This window comes from Elusimicrobiota bacterium (genome assembly GCA_016182905.1).
Classification (GTDB): Bacteria; Elusimicrobiota; Elusimicrobia; order UBA1565; family UBA9628; genus GWA2-66-18.
Genome location: JACPFR010000056.1, coordinates 84,126 through 110,970, shown reverse-complemented (window position 1 = coordinate 110,970; position 26,845 = coordinate 84,126). Strand labels below are relative to the sequence as shown.

Sequence of the window (26,845 nt, the reverse complement as noted above, 5' to 3'; positions counted from 1 at the left end):
CAGCCCTTTCTCAGATCGGCGCCGAAGGCGACGATCCTGGCCGCCCCCCGCGGGGGCGGCCATTCCGTTGGGGGGCAAATGCCGCTGCAGTGTGGCGGCCCGACTAATTGCTCAGGCTCCTAGGCCCAATGCCGGTCACTTAAGCCGTCACCATCTAAAAAATGAACCACCAAGGCACGAAGACACCAAGAAAGAAGGGTAAAAGACCATTTTATGCGTTTGCTTCGTGTCTTGGTGTCTTTGTGGTTGAATATTTTCCAGGAAAATCTCTTAAGTGACCGGCATTGCCCCTAGGCCCGGAGGACGCGCTCCCGGATCGCGCTCCAGGCGCGCCGCGCGCTGAGCCCGTCGGAGCGGCAGACCCCGTAGTTCTCGGCGAACGAACGGTCCGCGTTGGGCTCGAGGGTTTCCGCGGCCAGCGCCCGCCCCAGCACCGCGTCGACCTCTTCGAGCGTCTCCATGAACTCGGCGCGGCGCCCCATGATCTTCCGGGCCTCGGGGAGCCACTCGATCGCCGTCGCGGCGTTGACGAAGAAGATGGGCTTGTCGGTCATCGCCATCTCGCAGGTCGTCGTGGACGGGAAGTCCGCGATGAAGGCGTCGGCGGCGGGCAGCATCCGGGAGAACACGGGCTTGTCGAGGATGCGGATGTTCGGCGCGTTCAGCGACCGGACGAAGGTCCGCAGCGGGGCGTCGTCGATGCCGCCGCCGTAGAGCTTGAGGATCAGGTCGGCGTCCGGGTGCCGGGCGAAGAGCGCGGCGATGCGGCGCTCGACGAGCATGTTCGCGATGCTCTCGCGGTGATACTGGGGGAAGCGGTAGTCGCGGGCCGCGTTGAGCACGTAGACGAACAGGCGGCGGCCGTCCTCGACGCCGAGCCGGCGGCGCATCTCGACGCGGGCCTCGGGGGTCTGCTCGGAGGCGACGCGGTCGAGGAAGGCGAGGCCCACGGCCTTCGGCGCGCAGCGCGCCTCGGGGAACTGGCGGCGGCAGTACTCCTCCTGCGCCGCGCCGTTGACGAGGAACAGGTCGGAGAACGCCATGTCGTTCCAATAGATCAGCTCCGAGTGGCGCGTCCCGATCTGGCCGTGGTTGTAGACCGCGAAGGGCACCCCGTTCGCGCGGCAGGCCTGGGCGGCGATCTTCTCCCGCCAGTTCATCGCGGCGGCGACCGCGGCGGCCGGGCGGGGGGCGAGGGCCGCGGAGGCCGACCGGAACAGGGCCTCCGCGCGGGGCGCCCAGGAGACGACGAGGCGGCGCAGGCGCGGCATCGCGGCGGGGCCGAGGTCGATGCCGTTCCAGACCCACCTCGACGCGGCGGCCGGATCGGCGCTGAAGGCGGTCCAGACGCGCTCGAGCGCCGCGGAGGCGGCGGCCCGCGCCGGGCGATCCAGGCTCGCGGGGTCGAGGAAGACGGCCTCGAGCCCGTCGCGGCGCGCCTCCTCGGCGAGATGGACCACCGAGTAGCCCCGGTTGAGCAGGAGCAGGCCGCCCGCCGGCGCGAGCGCCGCGGGGTTCCGAAGGCCCGTCAGGCGGCGCTTGAGCCCGCGCAGGGCCTCGCGGGCGCGAGCGCCGAGGCTCTCTCGCGGGGGCGGCAGGGCGGGCCAGCGTTCGGCGGGGATTCCCCTCGCGTCCAGCGCCGCCGTCAGGACGCGGGACCAGGCGGATTCCGCCCGGAAGAAAAGGTCGTCCCCCGCGGTCTCGGGCGCCGTGTCGAAATAGCACACGCGCCGTCCGGGGCGGGCCGCGAGGATCCTCTCGACGCGCCAGGCGGTGAAGATCAGATGGTCCATCAGGTGGCGCACGCTGTAGACCTGCGCCATGAAGGGCTCGAAGGAGGCGGGCGCGTCCGTCCACGCCTCGGCGCGCGCCAGGCGGTCGAGCTCGCGGCAGATCCAGACCGTCCGCTCGAGCGAGTCGTCCTTGACGGCGCGGCAGTCCTTCGCGTCGTACAGCGACTCGGTCGTCGTGTGCTCCAGGCCGTGCGCCTCGAGGACGGCGGCCGCCGCGGAGTCGTGGACGAGGATCTCCGGGCGCTCCCCGGCGCCCGCCAGGCGGCGGACCAGGGCCTCGGCCTGGGCGGGCCCGTCGATGACGACGATGGCGCCCGGTGCCATGAGGCTCAGGCGGCGGCGGGCTGCCGCTTGAGCGCGTCCCGCACGCGGCCGGCGGAGCGCTGGGCCCGCGCGACGGCGTCGGAGACCTTCGCGATCATCTCCGGGGTGCTGTGCGAGTAGAGGGGCACGCTGAGCACGCGCTTGCACATGCGCTCGGTGACCGGCAGGTCGTGGCGCCGGAAGCCGCGGTTGACCGCCAGCTCGTGCAGGGGCGGGTCGAAGTACTTGCGCGGCATGATGTTCTCGAGCGCCAGGACCTTGTAGAGCTCGTCGCGGGTCAGGCCGAAGCCGGCCTCGTCGACGTAGAAGGCGAAGTACTGCCCGTTGGGCACGGCGCCGGGCGTCGGCTCGGGCAAGGTCACGCCGGGGACCGCGCCGATCAGCGCGCGGTACTGCGCGAAGCGCTCGCGGCGGGCGGCCATGTTCCTCTCGAGCGCCTCGAACGAGGCGACGCCGAGGGCGGCGTTCATCTCGCTCATGCGCGCGTTGAGGCCGACGATGTCGCAGGTGTAGTCGGGGTTGAGGCCGTAGACGCGGCCCTTGCGGACCTTGGCCGCGAGCCCGTCGTCGTCGGTGGCCACGAGGCCGCCCTCGCCGCAGGTGAGGATCTTGGTCGGGCTGCAGCTGAACACCTCGGCGTGGGCCAGGCCGCCCGTCTTGCGGCCCTTGAGCGAGCTGCCCATCGCCTGCGCCGCGTCGGTGATGAAGCGCAGGCCGCGGCGCTCGGCGAGCGCCATCAGCTCGTCGGCGCGGCAGGGGTTGCCCCAGATGTGCACGCCGAGGATGGCGACGGTGTGCGGGGTGATCGCCTCCTCGACGCGGCGCGGGTCCACGGTGCAGGTGACCGGGTCGCAGTCGACGAAGACGGGCTCGAGGCCGGCCCAGAGCAGGACGTGGCTCGACATGCAGAACGAGAAGCTGGGCACGATGACCTCGCCCTTGCTCAGGCCGAGTGCGCGCAGCACGAGCATCTGCCCGGTGCTGTTGCTCGACACCGCGACGACGTTCCGCACGCCGAGGTACTCGGCGACGCGCGACTCGAGCTCGCGGACGCTCTTGTCGAGCGTGATCATCCCCGACGCGTAGATCTCGCGCAGGCGCGGCTCGACGGCGGCGAAATCGGGCATGGTCGGGCGGGTGATGGGCAGCAGCGCGTCGAAGGCGGGCTTGCCGCCGAGCAGGCTCAGTTCAGGCACGGGTCCTCCGGGACTTCAAGAGATGTTCGGCCAGGGCGAGGTCGGCGGGCTCGTCGATGTCGACGGACTCCCACGCCTCCATGATCAGCGGCTCGACGCGGGGGCCGTACAGGCCGCCCGCGAGCAGCACGTCCGCCCGGACCGCGTACAGGGCGCCGTTGAGCGCGTGGACGAGCGGGTAATCCTGGCGGTTGAGGCGGCGCGCCGGGCGAGGCACGGCGAAGCGCATGCGGCCCTTCGCGAAGCGCACGCACTGCCAGGGGTGCGTCTCCGGCTCGCGCACGCCGACCACGGTGTCGGCGCGGCGGCGGCGCAGGAGGCGGACGGCCTCGTCGATGCGCGCGGCGCTCCGCAGCGGAGAGGTCGGCTGGAGCAGGACGACGATCTCGGGCTTGCGCCCCTGCTCCGCCAGCCAGCGCACCGCGTGGCGCGCGGCCTCCACGACCGACACGTCGTCCCCGGCCAGCGCGCGCGGCCGGCGGAACGGGATCTCCGCGCCGAGGCGCCGCGCGGCGCGCGCGATCTCCGGGGAGTCGGTCGTGACGAGCACGACGTCGACGAGCCGGGCGCGCTTGGCCGCCTCGATCGTGTACGCGATCAGCGGGCGCCCGCCGAGGCGGACGAGGTTCTTGCGCGGGATGCCCTTCGAGCCGCCCCGGGCCGGGATGACGGCGACGACCGCGTCAGAACGGGATGACATCGGGCGTGAGGAGCTCTCGGACCTGCGCCGGCGTGAGCAGCTTCTGGCCGCCCGAGGAATAGGTCGCGACCTTGGCGCGGCGGTACTTCCGCTTGTAGGCGCTGACCGCGCGCTCGATGTTGGCGTAGCCGCGGTCCATCTCCGGCGGCACGAGGACGAACATGTGGCCCGCCTCGAAGGCGTTGCGGGCCTCCGTCTCGTTCATCAGCTCCTCGTGGAATTTCTCGCCGCGGCGCATGCCCACGACCTTGATCGCGGCCTTCCTCTTGCCGGTCCTCTCGGCCATCGTCTCGACGATGGCCGCCGCCAGATCTCCGACCCTGAGCGCGGGCATCTTGAGGATGAAGGTCTCGCCGCCGACGGCGGTGGAGGCGGCCTCGAGGACGAGGGCGACGGAGTCGGGGATGCTCATCACGAAGCGCGTCATGCCCGGGTCGGTGACCGTCACCGGCCCGCCGTCGCGGATCTGAGAGGCGAAGATCGGCACGACGGAGCCGCGGGAGGCGAGCACGTTGCCGAAGCGCACGCTGCAGAACACCGTCTTGCGCGGGCCCTTGTGGTACTCGGCGGAGGTCGTCAGGCGCTCGGCCAGCAGCTTCGTGGCGCCGAGGACGTTGACGGGGTTGGCGGCCTTGTCGGTGCTGATGGTGACGACGCGGCTGACCTCGGCGTCGAGGGCGGCCTCGACGAGGTTGCGCGTGCCGACGACGTTCGTCATCACCGCCTCGAAGGGATTGAGCTCGCAGGCGGTCACGTGCTTGAGCGCGGCGGCGTGGAACACCACGTCGACGCCCTCCATCGCCTTGCGCAGGCGCACCGGGTCGCGCAGGTCGCCGAGCAGGTAGCGCACGTTGCGCTTGTCGCCCATGCGGTGCTGGAGGTTGAACTGGCCGTCCTCGTCGTTGCTGAAGATGCGGACCGTCTCCGCGCCGAGCTTCAGCAGCTGGCGGGCGATCTCGCTGCCGATGGAGCCGGAGCCGCCGGTGACCAGAGCGACCTTCCCTTTGAAAACGTTCTTCACTCGGCCATGTCCTCCCGCATCAGTTCGTCAGGGGCGATGTCCCGGACGGCCTTCTTCCCGACGAAATAGGGGCGGCTCTTCTCCGGCAGGCCCGTGCCGGGGCGCTTGAAGCCCAGGTCCGCGTCGGCGAGGGTCTCGCCGCGGCGGATGGCGCGCGCGGCGACGAGGCTCTTGCGCACGACGCGCATGTTCTCGAGCTCGCACGGCGACGGCTCCTTGCGGCCGTGGCCCAGCGCCGCCTCCACCGCGCGGATGCCGCGCACCATCGCCGCCAGCTCCCCGGGCTCGAGCGAGGCCTTGTGGTCGGGGCCCGGCATCGTCCGGTCGAGCGTGAAGTGCTTCTCGACGATGCAGGCGCCGAGAGCCACCGAGGCCAGCGGCGCCTCCAGGCCCGTCGTGTGGTCGGAGTAGCCGACCGGGCAGTCGAACTCCTTGAGCATGGTCGAGATCGCCCGGAGGTTGGCCTCCTTCGGCTCGACGGGGTAGGAGGTCACGCAGTGCAGGACCGCCAGCTCCCCGGCGCCGCCGTCCTTGAGCACCTGCAGGGCCTCGCGGATCTCGGGGATGGTCGCCATGCCCGTGGACAGGATGACGGGCTTGCCGGTGCGCGCGACGCGCCTCAAGAGGGAGTGGAAGGTGACGTCGCCGGAGCCGATCTTGTACACCGGCACCCCGGCCGCCTCGAGCTCGTCCACGGCGCCGATCCACGCGGGCTTCGAGAAGCACAGGATGCCGCGCGCCTTCGCGTGGGCCATCAGCTCCAGGAACTCGTCCCCGGATAGCTCGAGCTTCTTGAGCATCGACAGGAAGGAGGCGGCGGCGGGGTCGTTCCTCTTTTGATACGCCGCCATCGGGGCCGAGGCGGTCACCGACTCCTCGGCCTTGAAGGTCTGGAACTTGACCGCGTCGGCGCCGGCGTCGGCGGCGATGTCGATCAGCTTCTTGGCCGTCTCGAGGCTCCCGTTGTGGTTGACCCCGGCCTCGGCGATGATGAAGCAGGGGTGTCCCGCCCCGATCGTTCTTCCGGCGATGCGCATCAAGCTCACGAGAGCATCTTAGCTTATTTTCATAAAACGCTCTCCCGGGGAGGTATCAAACGGCGGCTGATAAGTCATAATATTGCGGCATGAAATGGAAAAACGTCCCCGTCGTGGTCACCGGCGCCGGCGGCTTCATCGGAAGCCACCTGACCGAGGCCCTGCTCCGCGAGGGCGCCAAGGTCCGGGCCCTGGTGCGCTACAACTCGAAGGGCACGAAGGGCTTCCTGGACCGAGTCCCGCGCGAGCTGTCCTCCCGCCTCGAGGTCTGGCCGGGCGACGTCACCGACGCGACCTTCGTCGCCGAGCTCATCAAGGGCCGGGATGTCGTCTTCAACCTCGCCGCTTTGATCGCCATCCCGTACTCTTACCGGGCCCCGCGCAGCTTCGTCTCGGTCAACATCGAGGGCACCTTGAACGTCCTCGAGGCCTGCCTGCGCCATGGGGTCAAGAAGGTCGTGCAGACCTCCACCTCCGAGGTGTACGGCACCGCCTTGTACACCCCGATGGACGAGAAGCACCCGCTCCAGGGCCAGTCTCCCTACTCCGCGACCAAGATCGGCTCCGATCAGCTCGCCGAGAGCTTCCACCGCTCCTTCGGCCTGCCCGTCGCCATCGCGCGCCCCTTCAACACCTACGGCCCGCGCCAGTCCGCACGCGCCGTGCTTCCCACCATCATCTGCCAGGCGCTGTCCGGCCGGCCCGAGATCAAGCTCGGCAGCCTGGCCCCGGTGCGCGACTTCAACTTCGTCGACGACACGGTCGCGGGCTTCCTCGCGGCGGCCGCGAGCCCTCGCTCCGTCGGCGAGACCATCAACTTCGGCACCGGCCGTGGCGTCTCGATCGGCGAGGCCGCGCGCTCGATCCTGAAGCTCACGGGCGGCCGCGCCGTCCTCCGCGAGGACCGCGCCCGGGTCCGCCCCACGAAGAGCGAGGTCGGCCGCCTGCTGTGCGACAACCGCAAGGCGCGCCGTCTCCTGGGCTGGAAGCCGCGCGTGAGCCTCGAGGAAGGCCTGCGCCGGACCATCGCCTACGTCCGCGACAACCGCGGCGAGTACGACCCGGCGGTCTACACCGTCTGACGGTGGCCTCCTCCGCCGACGACTGCCCGTTCTGCGGCCCGGCCCCGGCCGAGCCTTTCCGCCCGCCCCAGGCCTGCGCGACCGGACCGGCCCGGCCCTTCTTCCGCTGCGGCGCCTGCGGCACCGTCTTCCCGCGTCCGCGTCTGAGCCCGGACCTGTCCGCCGTGGTCCTGGACGCCCTCGACAAGCGCGAGCGCCCGCTCGACCCGGCCGTCTCGCCGTCGGACCCCTTGTGCCGCCTCATCGCCCGCCATGTCGACCGGCGCGGGCCCGCGCTCGACGTGGGCTCGTCCACGGGGGGCTTCTGCGCCGCCCTCGACGCGCTCGGCTTCGAGGCCCACGGCGTCGAGCCGCAGGCCACCGCCCGCGCCCAGGCCGTCCGCCGCGGCACCCGGACCTATCCCGGGCTTTTCCCGGAGCTCCCCGCCGAGCTCGCCGGACGCCGCTTCGCCCTGATCTCCATCCTCGAGGCGATCTACTACTTCCCGGACATGCGCGGGGCGTTGAAGACCGTCCATGACCGCCTCGAGCCGGGCGGCTGGCTGCTGATCAAGGGCCATCACGCCGAGTCGCCGGTGTACGCCGACCCCGCGCGCACCCTGTTCAAGCGCTTCGGCGACCACGCCCAGGGCATCCCCACGCCCGCGTCCCTGCGCTTCTGCCTGGCCGCGGCGGGGTTCGAGGTGGTCCACCTCGCCGGCCTGACGCCGGCGGACGGCCTGCTCGGGCGCCTGCGGGCCAAGCTGTTCCCGTGGACCGAGCCGTCCCGGGCCGACCGCATCGTCGCGCTGGCGCGCCGTCTGGAATAGTTGCGCGTCCGGCGTACTGTTGCGCCGCTTTATTTTCTCACGACGGCGATTTTGATCGTATAGTTCAGCTGCGAACCGGAGACGTGGGCGGTATAAATCCCCGAAGCGACCTTTTGACCCTCGGCGTTGCGGGCATCCCACTCGACCGTATTCTGGATTTTGGGGATTGCGAACTTCGTTTTGGTGACGACAAGATTCCCGCGGGCATTATATATTTTAATCGTAACGAGTCCCGAAAAGGGAGGAGCGAAGACGATAGTCGCGGTCTCATTGCGGTTGGGGTTCACGTATCCCCGTGCGCCTCCGATGACTTTAACGGATGTGCCCCCAACTCGCTGTCCCCAGAAGAAGTATTCGTTGGAATGGAGGCCCGTGCAGACGCGACTGGTCGGGTAATCGGGGTAGAGATAGGGTTCGCTGTTGGTTATAGAAAAGGTCCAGCCCGGTTTGACGACCTCGACGCACCGGTATTGGCCGATGGCTACGAGATCGGTAAGAGTGCAGTTCCCGGCGGCGTCGGTTGTTTGGGAAGTCAACAGCGTATAGGGGGAGTCGATATAGAACGTTGCCGTTTCGCCGGGCATTGGAGTTCCATCGAGTGTCCTTAGGTGGACGGTGATTATTTCGGCCGATGCCGCTGCGCTCAGAAAAGTGCAAAACGCCAATGCCGTGACGAGGAAGCAGGGGTTCGCTGACGATGTCCATTTTTTCATTTGGCAGATCTCACTTTAGAATCGAGAGCGTCTCGCCGTTCCACGGATCGGCGATCGAGACGGGAGGCAAAAGCTTCGGCTCTTGCTCACGGTGGCTGTTGCGGGCGTCCACGACGACTTTCGGGAGGAGGTAGCTGTAGAGATCGATGAGGGAGACCGTGCCGTCCTTCTTCGCCGCCTCGCCGCGGAGGCCGCGGATCATGTGGTAGGTCAGCAAACCGTGCCGCGCGACGCGATGGGTGCCGCTGATCTGGCTGCCGGATGCGGCCGAGATGACGGCGACCTTCCCGGACGAGAGTACCTGGTCTTCCACGACCGGCATGATCGGACGGGCGCCCTGAGCCAATACGGTACGGGGACCTCCGGTTCCCGAGAAACAAGAATCGAGGATGACGAGCACCCGTTTGGCGGGGAGCGCGCCCAGAACCGCATACAGACGCTTCAATGGGTAGCCGTCATCCATGGCTTCGGGAAGCGCATCGTAGGGAACGATTGAGCTCTCGCCGGTTTTGGGATTCGGGGTTCCGTGTCCCGCATAATAAACGAAGACTTCGGCGTCGGCGGACACCTTCTCTTTCAGCCAGGTCTCGAAATAGCTCTTCAGGTCCCCGAGCGTCGCGCGCTCGTTCTGCCGCAGAAGGATGTGCTCGGGGGGGATCCCCAGCGCTTTCTCGAAGTATTTTCGAATCAGGATCGCGTCGCGAGACGCGTATTCCGCGCCGATCAAGTCCCTATAGCGCTCTAATCCGATGATGACCGCGTAGGCGTTGCGGCGGGGGGTCCGGTAGTCCGGAAGCTTGTCGAGCTCGGCGTCGATGAGCGCCTGCTCGGTGGTGCTGACCGGTAAATCGGTTTCAACGATCGGCGTCGCTCCCCATTCGCGAGAGGGGTTTCCCGTCCTCGGCAGCGTCCAAAGCCGTATCGTTCCGTCCTCGCCCGCGGACGCGACCAAGCCGCTTTCGCTCGGGACGGCGACGCTTCCGGTCGCGCCTGCATGGCCGTCGAACTGCTTGAGGAGTTCCGCGTCGCTCACCCGCCAGGCTCTGACGGCGCCGTCCTTCCCGGCGGATATCAATTGTTCTCCGGATCGAGAGAAGGACAGCGACAGAACCGCTCCGCCCCCGCTCTGCGACGTTCTCGCGGCCCCGCCGTCGACCGCGCGCCGGTATTGGATCCGTGAATCCTCTCCCGCCGACGCTATGAGTTGCCCGGTCGGAGAGAAGGCCAGCGCGTATTGGACGTTCATTAGGCCGGTTCGAGCTTTCCAAAGCGGGGCTCCGTCGCGGGTCCTCCAAAGCCGGACCGTTTCATCCTCGCCGGCCGAGGCGACGGTATCTCCTCCGGGAGAGAAGGCCGCCGAGTAGACCTCGCCGGTGTTTCCCCTCAGGACCCGGACGACGCTTCCATCGGACGCGCGCCAGATCCGCACCGTCTTGTCGGAGCTCGCGGAAACGAGTTCATCGTCGGAGCGGGAGAAAGAGACGGAATTGACGGAATTCGAATGTCCGGAAAGGGTTCGGATGCGCTTCCCGTCGGGGACGCTCCATATCCCGATGGTCGAATCGAGGCTGGCCGACGCCAGAAGGGCGCCGGAAGGAGAGAAAGACAGGGAGGTGACGGCTTCCTTGTGACCGCGCGCGGCGCTGACGATTCGGCGATTCGCGGCATCCCAGATGGTGATCGTCCCGTCTTTAGCACCCGCCGCGAGGTATTCCCCGGAATGGGACAGTGCGACCGCGCGGACGCCTTCTTGAGTGATGATGCCGTCCGTCGACACGGCGACCTCGCTCCCGAAAGCGGGACGCGGTCCGGTCAAAGTCAGCAGCATGATCGCCTGGATCAACATGGGTCAGAATCTCAACGTTAAGGAGGTCTTCACCGTCGCGCCCAACTCCGCGGAGGGGACGAATGCGATATCCACCGACACGATATCCCGAGTGAATCCGGCGCCGAAGGACAAATTCTCCGTATCGTAGCCCGCTTTATAGCCTAAACGCAGGGCGAACAGCTTGGCGTACGAGTACTCGAATCCGATGTGTTCCTTGGGCGTCGTCTCGTCCGAGGCCGTGAGGATATCAAAGGCGAAAGCATAGTGGTGGGCGAAGCGGCGCTTCTTGAGAGCGACGCCGCCGCGCAGGATCTTGGGGAGCTCTTCCTGCGTGCCGGCATAACTGAGCGCGCTGCCTAAGTTTTGCGCGGCGAATCCCAGGCTCAACCACGAGGAGGGCTTGTAGATCGTGCCGAGGTCGAGGAGAAAGGCGGTGCCGGTGAACTCGTCGACGAGTTGGGAGCGGAGGAACTTCAGGTTTCCGCCGACTGAAAGATCGCTGGAGGGAGACAGGCTTGCCGAGGCGGTCGCCAACAGGTCTCTTTGCGCCGTGACGGTGCGGCTGTTGCCGAGGGTGTCGGTGAGCGTGATGGCGCCCGCGTCGTAGTAGAGCAGGCTGCCCGCGACTTTCCCGAAGGACAGGGGCGCGCCGCCGCCGATCGCGCCGATGGAATCTTCCAGATTCCCCCTTTGGTAGAGGAACGCGAGTTGTTTGCTCGTGAGGCCAGCGGCCGGGTTATAGTGGATCCCGAGCACGTCGTCGTCCGCCGCGACGTACGCCTCTCCCATTCCCGCCGCGCGCACGCTGATCGGGATCCGGAGCAATGTCCCCGCGGACGAGGATTCGGCCGCCGCGGCTCTCAACGGAAAGAGGAGAAGCAGGCTCAGTGACGCGTGGAAGAGCTTCGTTTTCTTGCGGCCGCCGCCGCGATTTTCCTCTTTCATTTGTACATGACGATGCAGGCGTCGAGATCAGTCCGGCGAGAACGCGGCGTACGGAGCTACGGCGCTTTACGGTCCTTGACGGCTTCCCGTCGAACTTCCTCTTCGCGAAGCTGGTCGAAGAGTTTTTCCGAGCGCTCCGCGAGGTATTTCCGAGTCCTTTCGGTCAATTCGGGCGCGTTGCGAACGACTTTTCGGAACTCCTCGAGGTTGAGCTTGGCCAGGGAGTAGACCTTGTCGCCCTTCTGGTAGCGTTCGACGATCCTCACGCCGGAAAGATGGCCGGCGCTGAAGGTCTTGATCACGCGGTCCACCTGTTGTCCGTCTTCTCCCTCATACTCCTTCATCAAGTAGCCGCTGTAGGTATCGAAATACCGCTGCAGGTCGGCGCGGGCGCGATTGTCGGCGGTTTCGTTCCGCAGATTCGTGCTGCGGACCGACGCGTCGGCCTCTCCCACGCCGTAAAACATCTTCTCGTTCGGCGCGAAGGCCGACGAGCCCATCTTAACCCATTTCGGGGCTCCGCAACCCGCCAAGAAAGCGCCCATTAAAAAGACGATCGCGATACGGTTCATATGAGCCTCCAGCCGTGGTGAAAATGATCCCTTCCCATGCAGATGAAAGCGGAAAAAACGGCCGAACCGAACATCACTCCTGCGCCCCGCGGGCCAAAATGTCGTAGGGAATGACCTGCAGGGTCCATTCACGCCGCTCCAGTTGGGCTAGATCCCTCATGACGGTGGTCATGGTGCCCGCTTTATAGGCGCTGAGGCCGCCGCCGCCCGGGATATTTGGCATGGTCAGCTCTTTTTGAGCGGCGATGATGAGCAGTTTTTCTGCCGCGGACGTCTTTCCCGAGGGAAGCGTCGCTCGATAATTCAGCCCGGAATCCTCTTGCGGCAGGAGGAGCGGACTTCCCGCTTGAAGAAAATTATTCTTGCTGTGGGCGCTGGGAAAGACCAGATACAGATCGTCTTCCGCGTCCCAGCTGAAGAGATAGATGTAGGAGTCCTTGGTGGCGGTCAGGGATATCTTCACCGGCTCGCCGTCATAATATTGGCGCCGGTCGAGGCCGAGGGATTTCCCCGACTGCTGGTCGAGCAGGAGATAGGAAGGATCGATGGCGCCTCGGAATGAGATCGTGCCGCGCACGCGGAGGCGGCAAGTCGTCGTGAGGTCTTTGATGGCGCACTCGGGCGAGCCGGCCGAGTGCTCGGTCAGGAGGCCTTTGTTCGAGGTGAATAAATACTTCGCGACCGACTCATGACGGACGCGGCCGATTTCCGAGGAAAAATCGCTGAAGCCGTAAAAAACATCGGCGCCGCCGATCATCGCCTTGGATAAGGCATCCTCACGTGCGCGCGCGACCGCCATCCCCTGCGGCTCGTGGCTCAGCGACCGGCCGACCCCGACTTCGTCGAACTCGAGGTTCTCGTGGCGGCCGGAAAACGCGGGCGCTTCGTTCTGGCGGGGAGAAGCGGCTTTTGCGGGCGTCGGCGTATCGGCGGCCGGAAGCGGAGACGTCCGGCGATCCAACTCGTTCAGCATGGAAGCCGCCCGTCCTTGCGGAGCGGGAGCGGGGTGGACGCAGGCAGCGGCGCCGATAAGTAGGAGGATCGGGACGACTTTCATAGCTTGTTGAACTCCCGCTCCTCGGGCGATTCGGGGAACGATTGCAGCATGCTTCCCATGGAGTTCCTTTGCGGCTTCACGGGGGCGTGCTTGCATCCGCCAGCCAAGAGCGCGAATGCCGCCAGCATCAGTAGAAGCCTGTTCCTGGCGCTTCGCGACGATTCGGCGCTGGAACGGTCTCCGAAGTATAAGATATCTGTGAACATTGGATCGGTGCCCCCCATTGCGCGGCATGACGGTGTCGGGTACACTAGGCTTCTCTTGTGTAAGCGGATAAATCGCCGCAACCGAACTGCGTGTTTTAAGGGCCTATGAGCCTCTCACCCGAAAACGACCGCACGGACTCATCTCTGATCCTGATTCGACAGGCGAAGGCGGGGGACGCCGAGGCCCTCAACGCGCTGTTCGACCGCTATTCCGCGCGGGTCCTTCAGATCGTCCGTCTTCGTCTCGGGCCTTCGCTCCGCGCCAAGCTCGAATCCCAGGATATCGTGCAGGACGCGTTTACGAGGGCCGTCAACGGCTTCGATCATTTCGAGCTCAGGCATGAAGGGGCGTTCATCCACTGGCTGGGCGAATTGGTTCGGAATGCGATCAATGACCGCTATGATCAGTTCCGGGCCCAGAAAAGAGACATGCGGCAAGAGAACCCTATCGAGGCCAATGAAAGGACCGATTCGAGCCGCGACTTCTCGTTGCCGGGCGACGATCCTACTCCCAGCCGCGTCTTGGAAAACCGGGAGGACGTCCTCCGCCTGAGCGCCGCCATGGACAAGCTCTCTCAGGATGCGCGCGACGTGATCGTGTTTCGGGATCTCGAGGAGCTGTCGTTCGCGGAAATCGGCCGGTTGACGGGGCGTTCGGAAGACGCCGCGCGCATGTATTACTCGCGCTCCAAGGCTCAGTTGGCCGGGATCTTCCAGGCCATGTAGGATGGAAGACAATTCGGACGAGCGGATCGACGAGATCGTCGCGGAATTTTTGGACGCCGCGGAGCGCGGCGAAGCCGTCGAGTCCGAGGCCTTGTTCCGGCGACATCCGGCTCTCGAGGCTCCGCTGCGCGCGCGGCTGAGGGCCTTGGGACATTTGGACGCCTGCCTCGAGCAGCTCCGCGAGGTGCCGCGATCCGAAGGGGTCCCGGAGCCGCGGATCAAGGGTTATCGCATCCTTGAACGGTTGGGGCAGGGGGGGATGGGCGCGGTATTCTTGGCCGAACAAGAGTCCCTTAAACGGCTGGTCGCGGTGAAAGTGCTGTCGCCCTTCGGGACGGCTGATGCGCGCGCGGTGGAACGTTTCCGCCGCGAAGCGGAGACGATCGCGCGCCTTTCTCATCCCGGGATCGTTTCCATCCACGAGTTCGGGACGGAGAACGGGACTCCTTACTTGACGATCGATTTCGTCCCCGGTCTCGACCTCGCCGGCATCCTCGCGGGATTGCGCGAGTCGAGCGCGCCGCCCAGCGGCGCGGATATCCAGCGCCTCATCGACGGGAACATCGAGGAGCTCGCCGCGCTCGCGGCTAAGCATGACGCGCGCGTCGCGCCTCCCAAGGCCGGCGGCGGATTTTGGTCGCGGCCTTATCCCGACATCTGCGCTTCGGTCGTGATGGGCGTGGCCGAAGCGTTGGATTTCGCTCATTCACGGGGCGTCATGCATCGAGACATAAAGCCGTCCAATGTGATCTTGGATTCGGACGGCTCCTCCCGGCTGATCGATTTCGGCCTGACCCTCTCGGAATCGGCGTCGGCGCTGACGCGGCCCACCGATTTCATCGGCAGCGCCCCGTACTGCTCGCCCGAGCAGGTCACGGGCGATGAGCCCATGAGTTTCGCCAGCGAGGTTTTTTCCCTGGGAACCATGCTGCACGAGATGCTGTCGCTGCGGAGGCCTTTCGACGGGCGTACGGTTTCCGAGATACTGTCCCGAGTCGCGCGAGCGAAGCCCGAACCGCTCCGCGACGCCACGCCCGGGACTCCCCGGGAGCTTCAAGACATTTGCCGTATGGCCATGGCGCGGAATCCCCGGCGCCGTTACGCGACCGCCGGCGCCATGGCGGCGGATCTCGGGCGTTATTTGAAGGGTGAATCGGTGTCGGCGCGCCCTCGAATGAAGCGTCGTCAAGCGGCATGGATCGCGGTTTCGTCTTTACTTCTCGTCGTCGGAAGTGTTCTCTGGTTCAGGCCGGCCAAGGTTCCTTCCGATATCGCGCCGCCGCCTCAAGCGCCGTCCGTCTCTCGTGGACCCGCCCTCAAAAAAACGGCGATGCGCTCCCCGGCCCCGCTTACCCCCGATGCGGCGCCGGACGTCCGAAAGCTCATGGCCGTGGGGCGGCTCAAGGACGCGGCAGAGCGGCTGGAGAAGCGCCTTTCGTCGTCGCCCGGCGACTTCGAATCGCGCGTCTTGGCGGCGTGGATACGCCTCGAACTGGGTGATTTCGCCGCGGCTTTGGATCATGCCCGAGCGGCCGCAGCGCTCGCCCCGCGGCGCTCCGAGGGGCATAAGGTCTTGGGACATGCGCTGCTTCAGGTCAAGCGCTATCCGGAGGCCGTGCGGGCGCTGGCCGCGGCCGTCGAGATTTCCCCCGAGGACTATAAGATCCGCCTGCCTTACGCGGAAGCGCTGGGCATGTCCGGCGAGTTCGAGGCGGCCGAAAAGCAATACGCTCTCTGCGCGGTCCAGGCGCCGAAGGACACCCAGGCGCTCCAAGGCTACGGAGCGGCGCTCGCTCGGCGAGGCGATTTGAGCGGCGCTGTTCGGCAGTATAAGAAGAGCCTGGAATTGTCCTCCGGCGACGCCCGCGCGCATTTGCTCGTCGCCGAGCTTCTCGCCGGCCTCCAGCGGGACGAGGAGGCCGTCTACTATTACACCAAGGCCGAATCTCTTGCGACCTCCGCGGAAGACCGCCTCGCGGCCCGCGAGGGTTTGTCCCGCTTGAGCAAACAAGCGCGTTAGGACCGGGTTCCGGGCTTGACTGGGAAAAATGTTAAAATGAATTCATGACCCGCGCCATCGCCGCGCCCCCTCGCCTCGCCCTGTTCGGCGGCCTCCCCGCCCGCAAGAAGCCCTTCGCCGGCCCCTCCGTCTTCGACGGCGCCGAGCGCAAGAACGTCCTGGAAGTCCTCAACGACCGCGCCCTGTCCCGCTTCATGGGGAGCCCATCGGCCGACATCGAGCGCCAGCTGTCCATGACCAGCGCCGAGGCCGTCGACTACAACCCCCAGCACTTCATGTTCATCGGCGGCCGCAAGGTCCGCGCGCTGGAGGCCGAGTTCGCCAAGCGCTTCGGCGCCCGCTACGCGATCGCGGTCAACTCCGCCACCTCCGGCCTGATGACCGCGCTCGGCGCCTGCCGCCTCGGGCCCGGCGACGAGGTGATCACCACCTGCCTTTCCTTCAACGCGACCGCCGTCAGCATACTCGCGTTCAGCTCCATCCCCGTCTTCGTCGACATCCATCCGGAGAGCCTGTGCATGGACCCGGAGGACATCCGCCGCAAGATCACGCCGCGGACCAAGGCCATCCTCGTCGTCCACCTGCTCGGCCGCGCCGCCGACATGGACGCCATCAACAAGATCGCCGCCGAGCACGAGCTCCAGGTCATCGAGGACTGCTCGCAGTCGCCGGGCACGGTCTATAAGGGAACGCCGGTGGGCTCCATCGCCCCGATCGGCGTGTTCAGCCTCCAGGACACGAAGAACATCGTCGCCGGCGAGGGCGGCGTGATCGTCACCAGCGACGAGTCCCTGGCGCGCCGCTGCCGCCTGATCCGCAACCACGGCGAGTCCATCCCGGGACCCGACGCGACGCCCGAGGAGCTGTGCAACATCGTCGGCTTCAACTTCCGCATGACCGAGCTGACGGCCGCGGTGGCCCTGGCCCAGATCAAGAAGCTGAGCCGCAACAACCAGCAGCGCAACGTCAACGCGCGCTACCTGGCCCAACGCCTGGCCAAGCTCCCTTATCTGCGGATCGCCGAGGGCTTCGCCTCGGACGGCAACGTCTGCCACGTCCTGGCGATGACCTACGACGCGAAGACGTCCGGCGTCAGCCGCGACGCGGTGCTCGCCGCGATCCGCGCCGAGGGCATCCCCGTCGGCGGCGGCTACCCGCGCCTGATGCCCGAGAACCCGATGTTCACCAAGAAGATCGCCTTCGGCATGGACGGCTGGCCCTGGTCGGGCTTCCCGCACGGCCGCGCGATGCGGTACCGCCGCGAGGACTACCCCGTCGCGGCGTCCCTGATCTACGAGAAGTTCATCTGGTTCTATCACGTCAACGCGCCGAACACGCCCAAGGACATGGAGGACGCGGCGAACGCGTTCAAGAAGGTCTTCTCGAACCTCGACGCGCTGAAGGGCTACGCGCCGACGGGCCCCAAGGTGTACAAGTGGTGACCCCGAACGTCCTGGCGGTCATCCACGCGCGCGGCGGGTCCAAGCGCATCCCGCTCAAGAACATCAAGCCCCTCAACGGCCGGCCGCTGATCGCCTGGATGATCAAGGCCGTGCTGGCCTCCAAGAAGGTCACGACCTGCCTGGTCTCCACCGACCACGCGGATATCATCCGCGTTTCGAAGGAGGCGGGCGCCTACGTCCCGTTCGTGCGTCCGCCCGATATCTCCGAGGACGTCGCTTCGGAGCTGGTGACCCAGCACGCGGTGAAGTGGGTCGAGGAGCACGACAAGAAGCGGGTGGACATCGTCATCACGATGCAGCCCACGACCCCGTTCATCCGTCCGTCGGACGTGGACGCCTGCGTGCAGGCCGTCGAGGACGGCGCCACCTCCTGCGTCAGCATGTATCCGGTGCACGAGCGCCCGGAGTGGATGTTCTCTCTCGACCCGGAGGGGCTCGCGAAGCCCTTCCTCGGCAAGGAGATCAAGGGGGAGCTCGGCATCTCCCAGGCCCTGCCCAAGATGTACATGCCCAACGGCGGCATCTACGCGACGCGGCGCGACGTGATGATGGTCGAAGGCTCGATCTATGGGAGCCGGATGAAGGCGCACGTCATGCCGCGCGACCGCTCGGTGGACATCGACGACCCGATCGATTTCGAGTTCGCGGACCATCTCGCCCGCACCTTGTTCAAGGACGGCTAATAAGACCATGAAAGAGTTCAGCATCGGCGGACGCAAGATCGGTCCCGCCCACCCGCCGTTCATCATCGCCGAGGCCGGCATCAACCACGAGGGGAGCCTGAAGAAGGCCCTTCAGCTCGTCGACGCCGCCGCCGAGGCCAAGGCCGACTGCATCAAGTTCCAGTGCCACATCACCGAGAAGGAGATGATCCCGACGGACATGAAGCCCGGGAAGATCTCCAAGGAGAAGCTCTGGGACATCATCAAGCGCTGCGAGCTCAACGAGGCCGAGGAGCGGCAGGTCAAGAAGCACTGCGAGAAGAAGGGCATCCTGTACATGTGCACCCCTTTCTCCCGGGAGGCCGCCGACCGCCTCCAGGCCATGAAGGTCACCTCCTTCAAGATCGGCTCCGGCGAGTGCAACAACATCCCTCTGCTCGAGCATGTCGCCCGCATGGGCAAGCCGACCATCCTGTCGACGGGCATGAACGACCTCGCCTCCGTGCGGGCCTCCGTGGCGGTGTTCAAGCGCGCGGGCACGCCGCTGATGCTGATGCACTGCACCTCGATGTACCCGACGCCGTACTCGAAGGTCCGCCTGGGCGGCATCCTCGACCTGCAGAAGGCGTTCGGCCTGCCCGTGGGTCTGTCGGACCACTCGCTCGGTATCTACACCTGCCTCGGGGCGGCCGCGCTCGGCGCCTGCGTCTTCGAGAAGCACTTCACGGTGACGCGCAAGTGGCCTGGACCCGACGTTCCGATCTCGATCGAGCCGCAGGAGCTGGCGGAGCTGGTCAAGGGCTCCCGCGCCGTCTTCGAGGCGATGGGCGGGGGCAAGACCATCCTGCCCGAGGAGAAGCCGGTCATCGACTTCGCCTACGCGTCGGTCGTCACCATCGCGCCCGTCCTCGCGGGCGAGCCCTTCACCCTCAAGAACCTCTGGGTCAAGCGGCCCGGCACCGGCAAGATCCTCGCCGGCGAGTTCAAGAAGGTCCTGGGAAAGAAGGCCGCGCGCGGCCTGGCCGCCGAACGGCAGCTGACGCCGAGTGACATCCGCGGCTGGTAGGCGCGCGCTGGTCTCCGGCGCCGGGGGCTTCCTAGGCCGGAGCCTCGTCCGCCTCTTGGAAAAGAGGGGCGTCGCCGTGGAGGCTCTCGACGCGCGCAAGCCGCGGCCGTCGAAGCGTCCGGCCGATTACTTCTTCCACCTGGCCGGGATGGCCGACGCCTCGAAGTGCGAGGCCGACCCCAAGGCCGCCCGCGAGGCGAACGTCGCCTTGACCGGGCGGATGCTGGGCTATTGCCGCCGCCACCGCGTCGGCGTGTTCGTCCTGCCCTCCACCGCGCATGTGTACGGGACCGCCCTGAAGCGGCCCGCGCGCGAGACCGACGCGCCGCGCCCCGGCGGAACATATGTGAAGACCAAGCTCGCCGCCGAGGCCTTGCTCGCGAAGGCGTGCGCGCGCGGTCGCCTGGCCGGCGCGGCCGCTCGCCTGGCTAACGTTTACGGCCCGGGCGTCAGCGCCGCCACGGTGCCCGGCACGGTGATCGCTCAGCTCAAGAAAGGCCGCGAGCCGAAGGTCCGCGACCTCTCGCCGGTGCGCGATTTCCTCTTCGTCGACGACGCGGCCGAAGGCATGATCCGCCTCGCCTTGGCCGCGCGCCCCGGCAAGCGCCTCCTCGTCAACGTGGGCACCGGGAAAGGCGTTTCGGTGGCCCGCCTCGTGGAGACGGCGCGCCGCGCGGCGGGACGGCGCCCGCGCGCGATCCAGGCCGCGAAAGGCTCAGCCCTCATCCTCGACAACCGGCGCCTCGCGCGCCTGACCCGTTGGACCCCGCCGACCTCTTTGCGCCGCGGCCTGGCCGTGTGCCTCTCGTGACCCCTATGCCCAAAAAAACCAAACGCGTCGTCGCCGTCTACACCGGGAACCGCGCCGAGTACGGCCTGCAGTACCCGATCCTGCGCGCCATCGCCGACGACAAGCGGCTCGACTACAAGCTCCTCGTCTCGGGCGCCCACCTGCAGCAGGCCTTCGGCCGCACGAAGCAGGAGATCTCGAAAGACGGCTTCAAGGTGTATTCAGAGGTCAAGATCACGACCGGCGACGACGACCTGTTCGGCACCGCGCAGGCCATCGGCTCCGGCATCTTGAGCCTCTCCCGCGTCCTGGCCCGCCTCAAGCCCGACCTGCTCGTCGTCTACGCCGACCGCTTCGAGGGCTTCTCCGCGATGATCACGGGGACGCAGATGAACGTCCCGACGGCGCACATCGAGGGCGGGGACATCACCGAGGGCGGCGCGCTCGACGATTCCGTGCGCCACGCGATGACCAAGCTCGCGCACCTTCACTTCACGACGAACGAGGAGGCCGCCGCGCGCGTGCGCAAGCTCGGCGAGGAGCCCTGGCGCGTGCACAACGTGGGCTTCCCCGCCATCGACCTCATCAAGGCCGGCCTGCTGGCCAAGCCCGCGGAGCTCAAGGCGCGCTTCGGCCTCGACGCGGACCGGCCGCTCGTGGTCTTCACCCAGCACTCGGTCACCACCGAGTTCATGGACGCCGCCGCCCAGATCCGGCCCGCCCTGCGCGTGATGAAGCGCCTGGCCCGCGAGGGCGTGCAGGTCGTGCTGACTTACCCCAACAACGATGCCGGCGGGCGGCGCATCATCGCCGAGCTCGAGAAGGTGCGTCGTGAGAGGATACCCAACGTCCAGGTCCTCGCGAGCATGGGCCGCTACAACTACCACGGCGCGCTGGCCCTGAGCCGCGCCGTCTGCGTGGGCAACTCCTCGAGCGGCATCAAGGAGACCCCCGCCGTGGGCGCGCCCTTCGTCAACATCGGCTCGCGCCAGGACGGCCGCCTGCGCAGCACCAACGTGCTCGACACGGGCTACGACGAGGCGTCCATCGAGAAGGCCTGCCGCAAGGCGCTGTTCGACCTCAAGTTCCGTGCGCAGTGCCGGACCTGCGGGAATCCCTACGGGGTCGGCGACTCGGGACGCAAGATCGCCCGGGTCCTGGCGACGGTGCCGCTGAACAGGCGGCTGCTGCAGAAGAAGATGACCTACTGACGGGCGCCGATCGCCTCGGCGAAGAAGCGCGCGTGGCCGGGGCGGGGCAGCCCCTCGTATTCGACCATGGCCTTGCGCGCGGCGGGCTCCATGTAGACGCCGCCCGCGGCCAGCTCGCGTAGACGCGCGAGCAGCGCGTCCCGGTCGTGATAGACGACGCCCGGGTAGCGCAGGAACGGGTGCTCCGCCAGGCGCAAGGTGTCGTAGAAGAGCAGGTCCTTGCCGCAGCACAGCGCCTCGACGCCGACGGTGGAGGGCCCGAAGGCGATGACCAGGTCCGCGGTCTTGAACGCCTCCTGCGCCGGGAACTGCGAGGACATCACGAAGACGTCCTCGCGGCCTTCGATCCTCTCCCCCAGGTCGCGGAAGCCCTCCATCTCGAAGATCTTCCCGCTGTTGTAGAGCTTGGACTTGATGACGATCAGGCGGTTGGGAAGCTGGTCGAGCGCCCAGAGGACGTCGTCGTACATGCGGCGCACGTCGGCGCGGGTGATGTAGGCGTCGTCGGAGAAGGTCGTGTCGAAGACCGCGACGCGGAAGCGCCCCTCGGTCCTCTTCATCAGGGCGGCGTGCTCCGGCTCGAGCGGCAGGCGGAAATAGTCGTTCTTGAACGGCCCGATGATCTCGATCTTCTTGACCGCGCCCCAGACGAAGCGGAAGATGTCGAGCTGGCGCTGCGACCAGATGAAGAACCGGTCGAGCTTGATGTAGCAGGTCGACTCGGTGTGCACGAAGTCGTCGCCGTGGGCGATGTTGAAGACCGGGACTTCGCGCCGGCCCAGGGCCGCGGCCTTGAGGATGCTGTCGGCGGAGTACTCGGCGCACTCCCGGTAGAGGCGGCAGGAGAAGCGGGACAACTCGTGTTCGTGCTCGAGGAGCTTCTGGAACAGCTGGATCACCGGCTCGGGGAAGCCCGTGAGCCGGGGCAGGCGGGTGAGGGCGGCCCGCGCCAGGCGGGGCTCCAGGCCGGTGGGTTTTCCGCGGAGGATCCAGCGGTAGCCGCCCGCGTCGAGGCGCCGGAGGTCCTCGGCGGTCGCGGTCGGGTCGATGAGGAGGAGGATGTTCTCGGGGCGGTAGCCGCCGGTGTCCTCGAAGCGGTCGTAGAACAGGAAATGATGGAACAGGCGGCCGTCGCGCCAGGTCAGCGGCCCTACCCAGCGCAGGGCGTACTTCGCATCGACGGGGACGGCCTTCGGCAGGCCCAGGCGCTTGAGCGCGAACCAGGCGATCGCGCCCAGGCGCAGGGCCCGGGAGACCCCGGGCCAGGGCGTCAGGGAGGGCGTCGCGGGCGAGGCGGGCTCCGCCAGGAAGCGGTCCACCGTTTCCCGCGTCACGGGCTCGGAGGCGTAGCGGTCGAAGAGGTGCATCAGCGGGCCGATGTCCGGGCCGCCGTCGCCGAGGACCGCGGCGTCCTTGACGAGATAGCGGCCCTTGACCTGGTCGATCAGGTGCTCATAGAGGCGCTTCTTGAGGTAGAGGTCGAAGGCCTCGGGGTCCTGCCAGCCGAACCAAAGCTCCGCTTCCCGATAGGCCCGCCGCCGGAGCGCCTCGGGGTAGACCTGCGGGAACAGGCGCTCGGCGAGGAAGACGGCGAAGCGCTTGATGCGGAACACCGCCGAGGTGTCTTGGCCGAAGAGCACGCGGCGGGCGCCGCGGGGGACGGGCGCGCCCCACTCGCGTCCGGCGTACCAGACCTCGTCGTAGCCGCGGGCGCGCAGCCACGACCAGGAGTCGAGGGTCTCGACGAGGAGCCGGCTCATGCCGGCTTCCGGCCGGCCGCGGCGAACTCCTCCAGGAAGATCCGTCGTCCGCCGTCGGCGGCCGAGACGCGCAGCGCTTCCGCCGCGGCCAAGGCGAGCAGGCCGTCGCGGCCCGTGCAGGAGGGGGCCTTCTTGAGGCCGTCGAGGCAGTCGGCGAGGTCGCCGACCGCGGCGAGGAAGCCGGAGGGCCGGTCGGCCTTCGCGGGAACGGGGAAGGAGGCGAGCTCGTCGTAACCCGAGAAGTTCGGGCTTTCCTTGAACTGCGAGAGCTCCAGGCGCCGGCAGTTGTCGGTCAGGCGCAGGCGGCCGCGCGAGCCGAGCACGTCGAGCTCGAAGACGAAGCTCTCCCGGCGGCCCTGGCAGGCGAGGAAGCCCTTCGCTCCGGAGGAAAAGCCCAGGAAGCCGGCGACGGTCGGCTCGTCGCCGGAGGCGTCGGCGAAGCGGTCGCCGCTGACCCAGTCGAGCTCGCCGCCGAGCAGGCGCATCGCGTCGAGCAGGTGCGTGCCCATGTTGTAGATCTTCTCGGAGTACCAGCCGACGAGGCTGCGCGGCTCGCCGATCGCGCCGGAGGCGACGAGGTCCCGGGCCTGCGTCACGACGGGGTCCCAGCGGCGGGAGTGGTTCACCGCGAGCACGACGCCGAGCCGCTCGCAGGCCTCCAGGACCTCGCGCGCCTGGCGGACCTCGGCGCACATCGGCTTCTCGAGGAAGATCGCCTTGACCCCGGCCTCGGCCGCGCCCAGCGCGATCTCGCGGTGGGTCGCCACGGGCGTGCAGACGCTGACGATGTCCGGCTTCTCGGCGCGGAGCATCTCGCGCCAGTCCGCGTGGGCCCGCGCGGTCTTGCGGCGGGCGAGGAAGGCGTTGCGGCGGCGGGGCTCGGGGTCGGCGCCGGCGACGAGCTCGGTGCGGGGGCAGGCGGAGTAGGCGCCCGAGTGCGTCCAGATGTCGACGCGCTTGGCGTCGTCGTCGAAGGCGCTGCCGATCTGGCCGAGGCCGATGACGGCGGCTTTATACCGCATCGGGGAGCCTCTCCTGGCCGCGCAGCGCCTGGAGGTCGTGGAAGCGGCGGTACGCGCCCTGGCCGGCGAAGAGCTGGTCGTGCGTGCCGGTCTCGATGACGCGGCCGTGCTCGAGGACGACGATGCGGTCGGCGCCGCGGATGGTCGAGAAGCGGTGCGCGATGACGATCAAGGTCCGGTCCTTGGAGAGGTCCGAGATCGCCTCCTGGACGAGCCGCTCCGTCTCGGAGTCCATGGCGCTCGTGGCCTCGTCGAGGATGAGGATCGGCGCGTCGCGCAGGAACGCGCGCGCGATGGCGATGCGCTGACGCTGGCCTCCGGAGAGGCGCACGCCGCGCTCGCCGAGGCGCGTCTGGTCGCCCTCGGGCATCGCGGCGACGAAGTCCTTGGCGCGCGCCCGCTCGAGCGCGCGGCGGTACTGCTCGTCGGTGCAGCCCGGCGCGCCGTACTTCACGTTGGCCTCGAGCGTGTCGTCGAAGATGAAGGTGTCCTGGGCCACGACCGTGACCAGGCGCGTCCACTCCTCGCGGGCGAGCTCCGGCAGCGGGACGCCGTCGATGGCGATCCGGCCCTCCGTGGGGTCGAAGAGGCGCAGGATCAGGCGCGCCAAGGTCGTCTTGCCGGCGCCGGAGGTGCCGACGAGCGCCACGGTCGAGCCGCGCGCGATCTCGAGCGTCACGCCCTCGAGCGCGGCTCCCCCGGCCCCGGGGTAGCGCATCCCGACGCCGTCGAGGCGCATCGCGCTCTCGAAGCGCTCCTTGCGGCGCGCGCCCCAGGACAGGGACGGCGAGCCGTCGGTGAGAAGTCGGGGAAGGACGGTCACCCGCGAGAGGTACTCGGCGATGCGGATGCGGGCATCGTTGAACGCGGTCACCTTGGGGATGACGCGGGTGACGACGACGAGGAAGGTGATGAGCGCCGCGCCCTCGACTTGGAAGCGCGAGATCGCCAGCCAGACGATCCCGCAGAGCAGGGCGTCGCCGATGAGGCCTTCCGCGAAGGTGTTGCCCGAGGTCGCCACCGCCGAGTCGTCGGCGTTGCGGCGCACCCGCTCGCTCAGGGCCTCGAAGCGGCGCCGCTCGAAATCCTCGGTGCCGAAGGCCTTGACGACCTCGATGCCCTGGTGGATCGAGATGATGGCGGACTTGAGCAGACCCTTCAGGGCGCCGTGCTCAGCGCCGAGGCGGCGGATGCGGCGGATGAACAGGCTCGACACCGCGTAGCGCGCCGCCCCGAGCCCGGTCACGGCGAGCGTCAGCTTCCAGGACAGCGCGAGCATCAGCAGGCCCATGAAGCCCAGGGACGCCGCGCTGGCCGCGGCTACGACGAGGAAATTGAACGCCTGTCCGGCGTACTCGACCTCGTTCTCGAGGACCTGGGTCAGCTCCCCGCTGGTGGTGGAGTGGAAGTAGAAGATGTGCGAGCCGACGGCGCGGCCGAAGGCGGCGTCGCGCAGGTCCTTCATCAGCGGGTTGTACACGCGCGCCGAGGCGACGAACGCGGCGAACTTGAGCGTCAGGGTCGCGGCGATCGCGGCGAACACCGCGCCGAGCAAGGAGCCGGCCGTCACGGGGAGGCCGAGGCGCGAAAGGGCGTCCGTGAGCCACGGGGACTGGCGGAAGAACTCCTCGCCCTTCTGGATCCAGCCGATCAGGGGGAGGAGGAGGCCGATGCCGACGCCCTCCGAGAGCGTCGAGGCGACGAGCAGGACCGAGAGGCCGGCCAGGCGGGCGCGGTAGGGCCGCAGGAACGGCTTCAGGGCCCGGTAGCCGCCCGTCACGGGAAGACCGTCGGGTATTCGCGCATCGCCCGCTGGTAGTCGTCCGGCTGACCGATGTCGATCCAGTACTCCCGGATCGGGAAGCAGCCGACCGCGCCGCGCCGCCTCTTGATCCTCTCGATCAGGGAGGTCATGTCGAAGTAGCGGTCGCGGGGCACGAGGCTCAGCGCGCCCGGATCGAGGGCGTAGATGCCGGCGTTGACGAAGAACCTCTGGGTGGGCTTCTCGACGATCTTCTCGAGGCGCTGCTTGTCGTCCATCTGCACCACGCCGTAGGGCACCTGGAAGTCGTACTCGCGCACGCACACGGTGGCCTTGCGCCCCTCGTCCTCGTGGTAGCGCAGAAGCGCGGGGAAGTCGACCTTGGTGAGCAGGTCGCCGTTCATCACGATGACCGGGTCCTTGGGCTTACCGGGGAGCAGGGAGAGCGCGCCGACCGTTCCCAGGCGCTTGCGCTCGCGGAGGTAGCGGATCTCGACGCCGAACCTGCTCCCGTCGCCGAAATGACGCTCGATCTGGTCGGCCTGATGGTTGATCGCCAGGAAGATCTTCTTGTAGCCCGAGGCCTCGAACTGCTCGATGATGGTCTCGAGGATGGGCTTCGGGCCGACGTGGAGGAGGGGCTTCGGGAGGTTCTGCGTCAGCGGCCGCAGGCGGGTGCCGGCGCCGCCGACCATCAGGACGACCCAGTTGGGCTTGTCCTCGGTCTCGACGAGGTACTCGGCGAGCCGGGCGAGGCCGCGCACGCGGCCGCGCGGGTCGACCAGGGGGACGTTGGCGCGGCGCTCCTTGCGGAAGAAGCGGACGATCTCCTCGCGCGGGAGGTCCCACGGCAAGGTGACCGGCTTCGGGTTCATGACGAGGGACAGCGGCGCGTCGAGGCCGTGCCCCTTCAGCATCCCCTTGCGCAGGTCGGAGTCGACGACGACGCCCTGGAGCCGGCCGTCCCCGCCGGCGACGAGGACCATGCCGGCCGTCGCGGGGCCGGCCATGAGCTCCATGGCCTGCCGGACCGTCGCGGTCTTGGGGAGCGTCTGACGGGCGGCCTCGAGCGCCATGGCT

The 26,845-nt window shown here is 67.8% G+C and carries 23 protein-coding genes; 9 read left to right on the top strand and 14 right to left on the bottom strand.

Annotated elements, in window-relative coordinates; genetic code table 11:
• Positions 1-290: 290 nt before the first annotated feature.
• Genes HYV14_17075 through neuB form a run of 5 tightly spaced genes read right to left on the bottom strand, consistent with a single transcriptional unit; the run spans position 291 to position 6,071 of the window.
• Positions 291-2,117 (bottom strand): hypothetical protein, encoded by a 1,827-nt coding sequence (locus HYV14_17075; GenBank protein ID MBI2387702.1) that lies wholly within the window; start codon positions 2,115-2,117, stop codon positions 291-293.
• A 5-nt stretch (positions 2,118-2,122) separates the two neighbouring features.
• The gene (locus tag HYV14_17070; protein MBI2387701.1) at positions 2,123-3,313 is read right to left on the bottom strand and encodes a DegT/DnrJ/EryC1/StrS family aminotransferase; all 1,191 of its coding nucleotides are present in this window, start codon (positions 3,311-3,313) and stop codon (positions 2,123-2,125) included.
• Positions 3,306-4,013 (bottom strand): acylneuraminate cytidylyltransferase family protein, encoded by a 708-nt coding sequence (locus HYV14_17065; GenBank protein MBI2387700.1) that lies wholly within the window; start codon positions 4,011-4,013, stop codon positions 3,306-3,308. The genes HYV14_17070 and HYV14_17065 overlap by 8 nt, the downstream gene beginning before the upstream one ends.
• Positions 3,997-5,034 (bottom strand): SDR family NAD(P)-dependent oxidoreductase, encoded by a 1,038-nt coding sequence (locus HYV14_17060; GenBank protein ID MBI2387699.1) that lies wholly within the window; start codon positions 5,032-5,034, stop codon positions 3,997-3,999. The genes HYV14_17065 and HYV14_17060 overlap by 17 nt, the downstream gene beginning before the upstream one ends.
• Complete coding sequence (neuB, locus tag HYV14_17055; protein MBI2387698.1) at positions 5,031-6,071, bottom strand: N-acetylneuraminate synthase; 1,041 nt, start codon at positions 6,069-6,071, stop codon at positions 5,031-5,033. Before neuB ends, HYV14_17060 begins: the two co-directional genes overlap by 4 nt.
• Positions 6,072-6,160: 89 nt before the next feature.
• Here neuB and HYV14_17050 point away from each other — a divergent pair, with 89 nt between their 5' ends.
• Both HYV14_17050 and HYV14_17045 read left to right on the top strand, forming a co-directional pair.
• The gene (locus tag HYV14_17050) at positions 6,161-7,153 is read left to right on the top strand and encodes an SDR family NAD(P)-dependent oxidoreductase (GenBank protein MBI2387697.1); all 993 of its coding nucleotides are present in this window, start codon (positions 6,161-6,163) and stop codon (positions 7,151-7,153) included.
• Between the two features lie 2 nt (positions 7,154-7,155).
• Positions 7,156-7,962, top strand: coding sequence for a class I SAM-dependent methyltransferase (locus HYV14_17045; protein MBI2387696.1), 807 nt, complete (start codon positions 7,156-7,158; stop codon positions 7,960-7,962).
• Positions 7,963-7,991: 29 nt separating this feature from the next.
• Here HYV14_17045 and HYV14_17040 read toward each other — a convergent pair whose 3' ends face one another.
• The 5 genes from HYV14_17040 to HYV14_17020 form a co-directional block, all read right to left on the bottom strand.
• Complete coding sequence (locus tag HYV14_17040; GenBank protein ID MBI2387695.1) at positions 7,992-8,675, bottom strand: T9SS type A sorting domain-containing protein; 684 nt, start codon at positions 8,673-8,675, stop codon at positions 7,992-7,994.
• Positions 8,676-8,685: 10 nt separating this feature from the next.
• Positions 8,686-10,452: a caspase family protein gene (locus tag HYV14_17035; GenBank protein ID MBI2387694.1), complete on the bottom strand. Its 1,767-nt coding sequence runs from the start codon at positions 10,450-10,452 to the stop codon at positions 8,686-8,688.
• 72 nt (positions 10,453-10,524) lie between these two features.
• Complete coding sequence (locus tag HYV14_17030; protein MBI2387693.1) at positions 10,525-11,448, bottom strand: PorV/PorQ family protein; 924 nt, start codon at positions 11,446-11,448, stop codon at positions 10,525-10,527.
• 56 nt (positions 11,449-11,504) lie between these two features.
• Positions 11,505-12,020 carry an LPP20 family lipoprotein gene (locus HYV14_17025; GenBank protein MBI2387692.1) on the bottom strand — a complete coding sequence of 172 codons (516 nt, stop codon included), beginning with the start codon at positions 12,018-12,020 and terminating at the stop codon, positions 11,505-11,507.
• Positions 12,021-12,093: 73 nt separating this feature from the next.
• Entirely contained in the window at positions 12,094-12,993 is a 900-nt protein-coding gene (locus HYV14_17020) for a DUF4384 domain-containing protein (protein ID MBI2387691.1), read from the bottom strand.
• A gap of 395 nt (positions 12,994-13,388) precedes the next feature.
• On the opposite strand from HYV14_17020, the gene HYV14_17015 reads away from it, so the two are divergent.
• The 7 genes from HYV14_17015 to neuC are packed head-to-tail and all read left to right on the top strand — an operon-like array spanning position 13,389 to position 21,221.
• Positions 13,389-14,009, top strand: coding sequence for a sigma-70 family RNA polymerase sigma factor (locus HYV14_17015; GenBank protein MBI2387690.1), 621 nt, complete (start codon positions 13,389-13,391; stop codon positions 14,007-14,009).
• A 1-nt stretch (position 14,010) separates the two neighbouring features.
• Complete coding sequence (locus tag HYV14_17010) at positions 14,011-16,029, top strand: protein kinase (protein ID MBI2387689.1); 2,019 nt, start codon at positions 14,011-14,013, stop codon at positions 16,027-16,029.
• A 44-nt stretch (positions 16,030-16,073) separates the two neighbouring features.
• Complete coding sequence (locus HYV14_17005) at positions 16,074-17,471, top strand: DegT/DnrJ/EryC1/StrS family aminotransferase (GenBank protein MBI2387688.1); 1,398 nt, start codon at positions 16,074-16,076, stop codon at positions 17,469-17,471.
• On the top strand, positions 17,465-18,175 hold the full coding sequence (locus tag HYV14_17000) for an acylneuraminate cytidylyltransferase family protein (GenBank protein ID MBI2387687.1): 711 nt from the start codon (positions 17,465-17,467) through the stop codon (positions 18,173-18,175). Before HYV14_17005 ends, HYV14_17000 begins: the two co-directional genes overlap by 7 nt.
• Before the next feature lie 7 nt (positions 18,176-18,182).
• On the top strand, positions 18,183-19,220 hold the full coding sequence (locus HYV14_16995; GenBank protein ID MBI2387686.1) for an N-acetylneuraminate synthase family protein: 1,038 nt from the start codon (positions 18,183-18,185) through the stop codon (positions 19,218-19,220).
• Entirely contained in the window at positions 19,201-20,031 is an 831-nt protein-coding gene (locus tag HYV14_16990) for an NAD-dependent epimerase/dehydratase family protein (GenBank protein MBI2387685.1), read from the top strand. The genes HYV14_16995 and HYV14_16990 overlap by 20 nt, the downstream gene beginning before the upstream one ends.
• A gap of 5 nt (positions 20,032-20,036) precedes the next feature.
• Positions 20,037-21,221, top strand: coding sequence for a UDP-N-acetylglucosamine 2-epimerase (hydrolyzing) (neuC, locus tag HYV14_16985; GenBank protein ID MBI2387684.1), 1,185 nt, complete (start codon positions 20,037-20,039; stop codon positions 21,219-21,221).
• Here neuC and HYV14_16980 read toward each other — a convergent pair.
• From HYV14_16980 to HYV14_16965, 4 genes are read right to left on the bottom strand one after another with little or no spacing between them, the layout of a single operon-like run.
• Entirely contained in the window at positions 21,215-22,981 is a 1,767-nt protein-coding gene (locus HYV14_16980; GenBank protein ID MBI2387683.1) for a hypothetical protein, read from the bottom strand. The two genes, neuC and HYV14_16980, sit on opposite strands and share 7 nt — an antisense overlap.
• Entirely contained in the window at positions 22,978-24,003 is a 1,026-nt protein-coding gene (locus HYV14_16975; protein MBI2387682.1) for a Gfo/Idh/MocA family oxidoreductase, read from the bottom strand. The genes HYV14_16980 and HYV14_16975 overlap by 4 nt, the downstream gene beginning before the upstream one ends.
• The gene (locus tag HYV14_16970; GenBank protein MBI2387681.1) at positions 23,993-25,783 is read right to left on the bottom strand and encodes an ABC transporter ATP-binding protein; all 1,791 of its coding nucleotides are present in this window, start codon (positions 25,781-25,783) and stop codon (positions 23,993-23,995) included. Before HYV14_16970 ends, HYV14_16975 begins: the two co-directional genes overlap by 11 nt.
• Positions 25,780-26,841, bottom strand: coding sequence for a nucleotidyltransferase family protein (locus HYV14_16965; GenBank protein ID MBI2387680.1), 1,062 nt, complete (start codon positions 26,839-26,841; stop codon positions 25,780-25,782). The genes HYV14_16970 and HYV14_16965 overlap by 4 nt, the downstream gene beginning before the upstream one ends.
• Positions 26,842-26,845 lie beyond the last annotated feature (4 nt).

What these genes read in the sequence shown, in the direction of transcription:
- HYV14_17075 (MBI2387702.1), bottom strand. Translation starts at nt 2,117, where the DNA reads ATGGCACCGGGCGCCATCGTCGTCATCGACGGGCCCGCCCAGGCCGAG.
- HYV14_17065 (MBI2387700.1), bottom strand. Translation starts at nt 4,013, where the DNA reads ATGTCATCCCGTTCTGACGCGGTCGTCGCCGTCATCCCGGCCCGGGGC.
- neuB (MBI2387698.1), bottom strand. Translation starts at nt 6,071, where the DNA reads ATGCGCATCGCCGGAAGAACGATCGGGGCGGGACACCCCTGCTTCATC.
- HYV14_17050 (MBI2387697.1), top strand. Translation starts at nt 6,161, where the DNA reads ATGAAATGGAAAAACGTCCCCGTCGTGGTCACCGGCGCCGGCGGCTTC.
- HYV14_17040 (MBI2387695.1), bottom strand. Translation starts at nt 8,675, where the DNA reads ATGAAAAAATGGACATCGTCAGCGAACCCCTGCTTCCTCGTCACGGCA.
- HYV14_17030 (MBI2387693.1), bottom strand. Translation starts at nt 11,448, where the DNA reads ATGAAAGAGGAAAATCGCGGCGGCGGCCGCAAGAAAACGAAGCTCTTC.
- HYV14_17025 (MBI2387692.1), bottom strand. Translation starts at nt 12,020, where the DNA reads ATGAACCGTATCGCGATCGTCTTTTTAATGGGCGCTTTCTTGGCGGGT.
- HYV14_17020 (MBI2387691.1), bottom strand. Translation starts at nt 12,993, where the DNA reads ATGCTGAACGAGTTGGATCGCCGGACGTCTCCGCTTCCGGCCGCCGAT.
- HYV14_17015 (MBI2387690.1), top strand. Translation starts at nt 13,389, where the DNA reads ATGAGCCTCTCACCCGAAAACGACCGCACGGACTCATCTCTGATCCTG.
- HYV14_17010 (MBI2387689.1), top strand. Translation starts at nt 14,011, where the DNA reads ATGGAAGACAATTCGGACGAGCGGATCGACGAGATCGTCGCGGAATTT.
- HYV14_17005 (MBI2387688.1), top strand. Translation starts at nt 16,074, where the DNA reads ATGACCCGCGCCATCGCCGCGCCCCCTCGCCTCGCCCTGTTCGGCGGC.
- HYV14_16995 (MBI2387686.1), top strand. Translation starts at nt 18,183, where the DNA reads ATGAAAGAGTTCAGCATCGGCGGACGCAAGATCGGTCCCGCCCACCCG.
- neuC (MBI2387684.1), top strand. Translation starts at nt 20,037, where the DNA reads ATGCCCAAAAAAACCAAACGCGTCGTCGCCGTCTACACCGGGAACCGC.
- HYV14_16980 (MBI2387683.1), bottom strand. Translation starts at nt 22,981, where the DNA reads ATGAGCCGGCTCCTCGTCGAGACCCTCGACTCCTGGTCGTGGCTGCGC.
- HYV14_16975 (MBI2387682.1), bottom strand. Translation starts at nt 24,003, where the DNA reads ATGCGGTATAAAGCCGCCGTCATCGGCCTCGGCCAGATCGGCAGCGCC.
- HYV14_16965 (MBI2387680.1), bottom strand. Translation starts at nt 26,841, where the DNA reads ATGGCGCTCGAGGCCGCCCGTCAGACGCTCCCCAAGACCGCGACGGTC.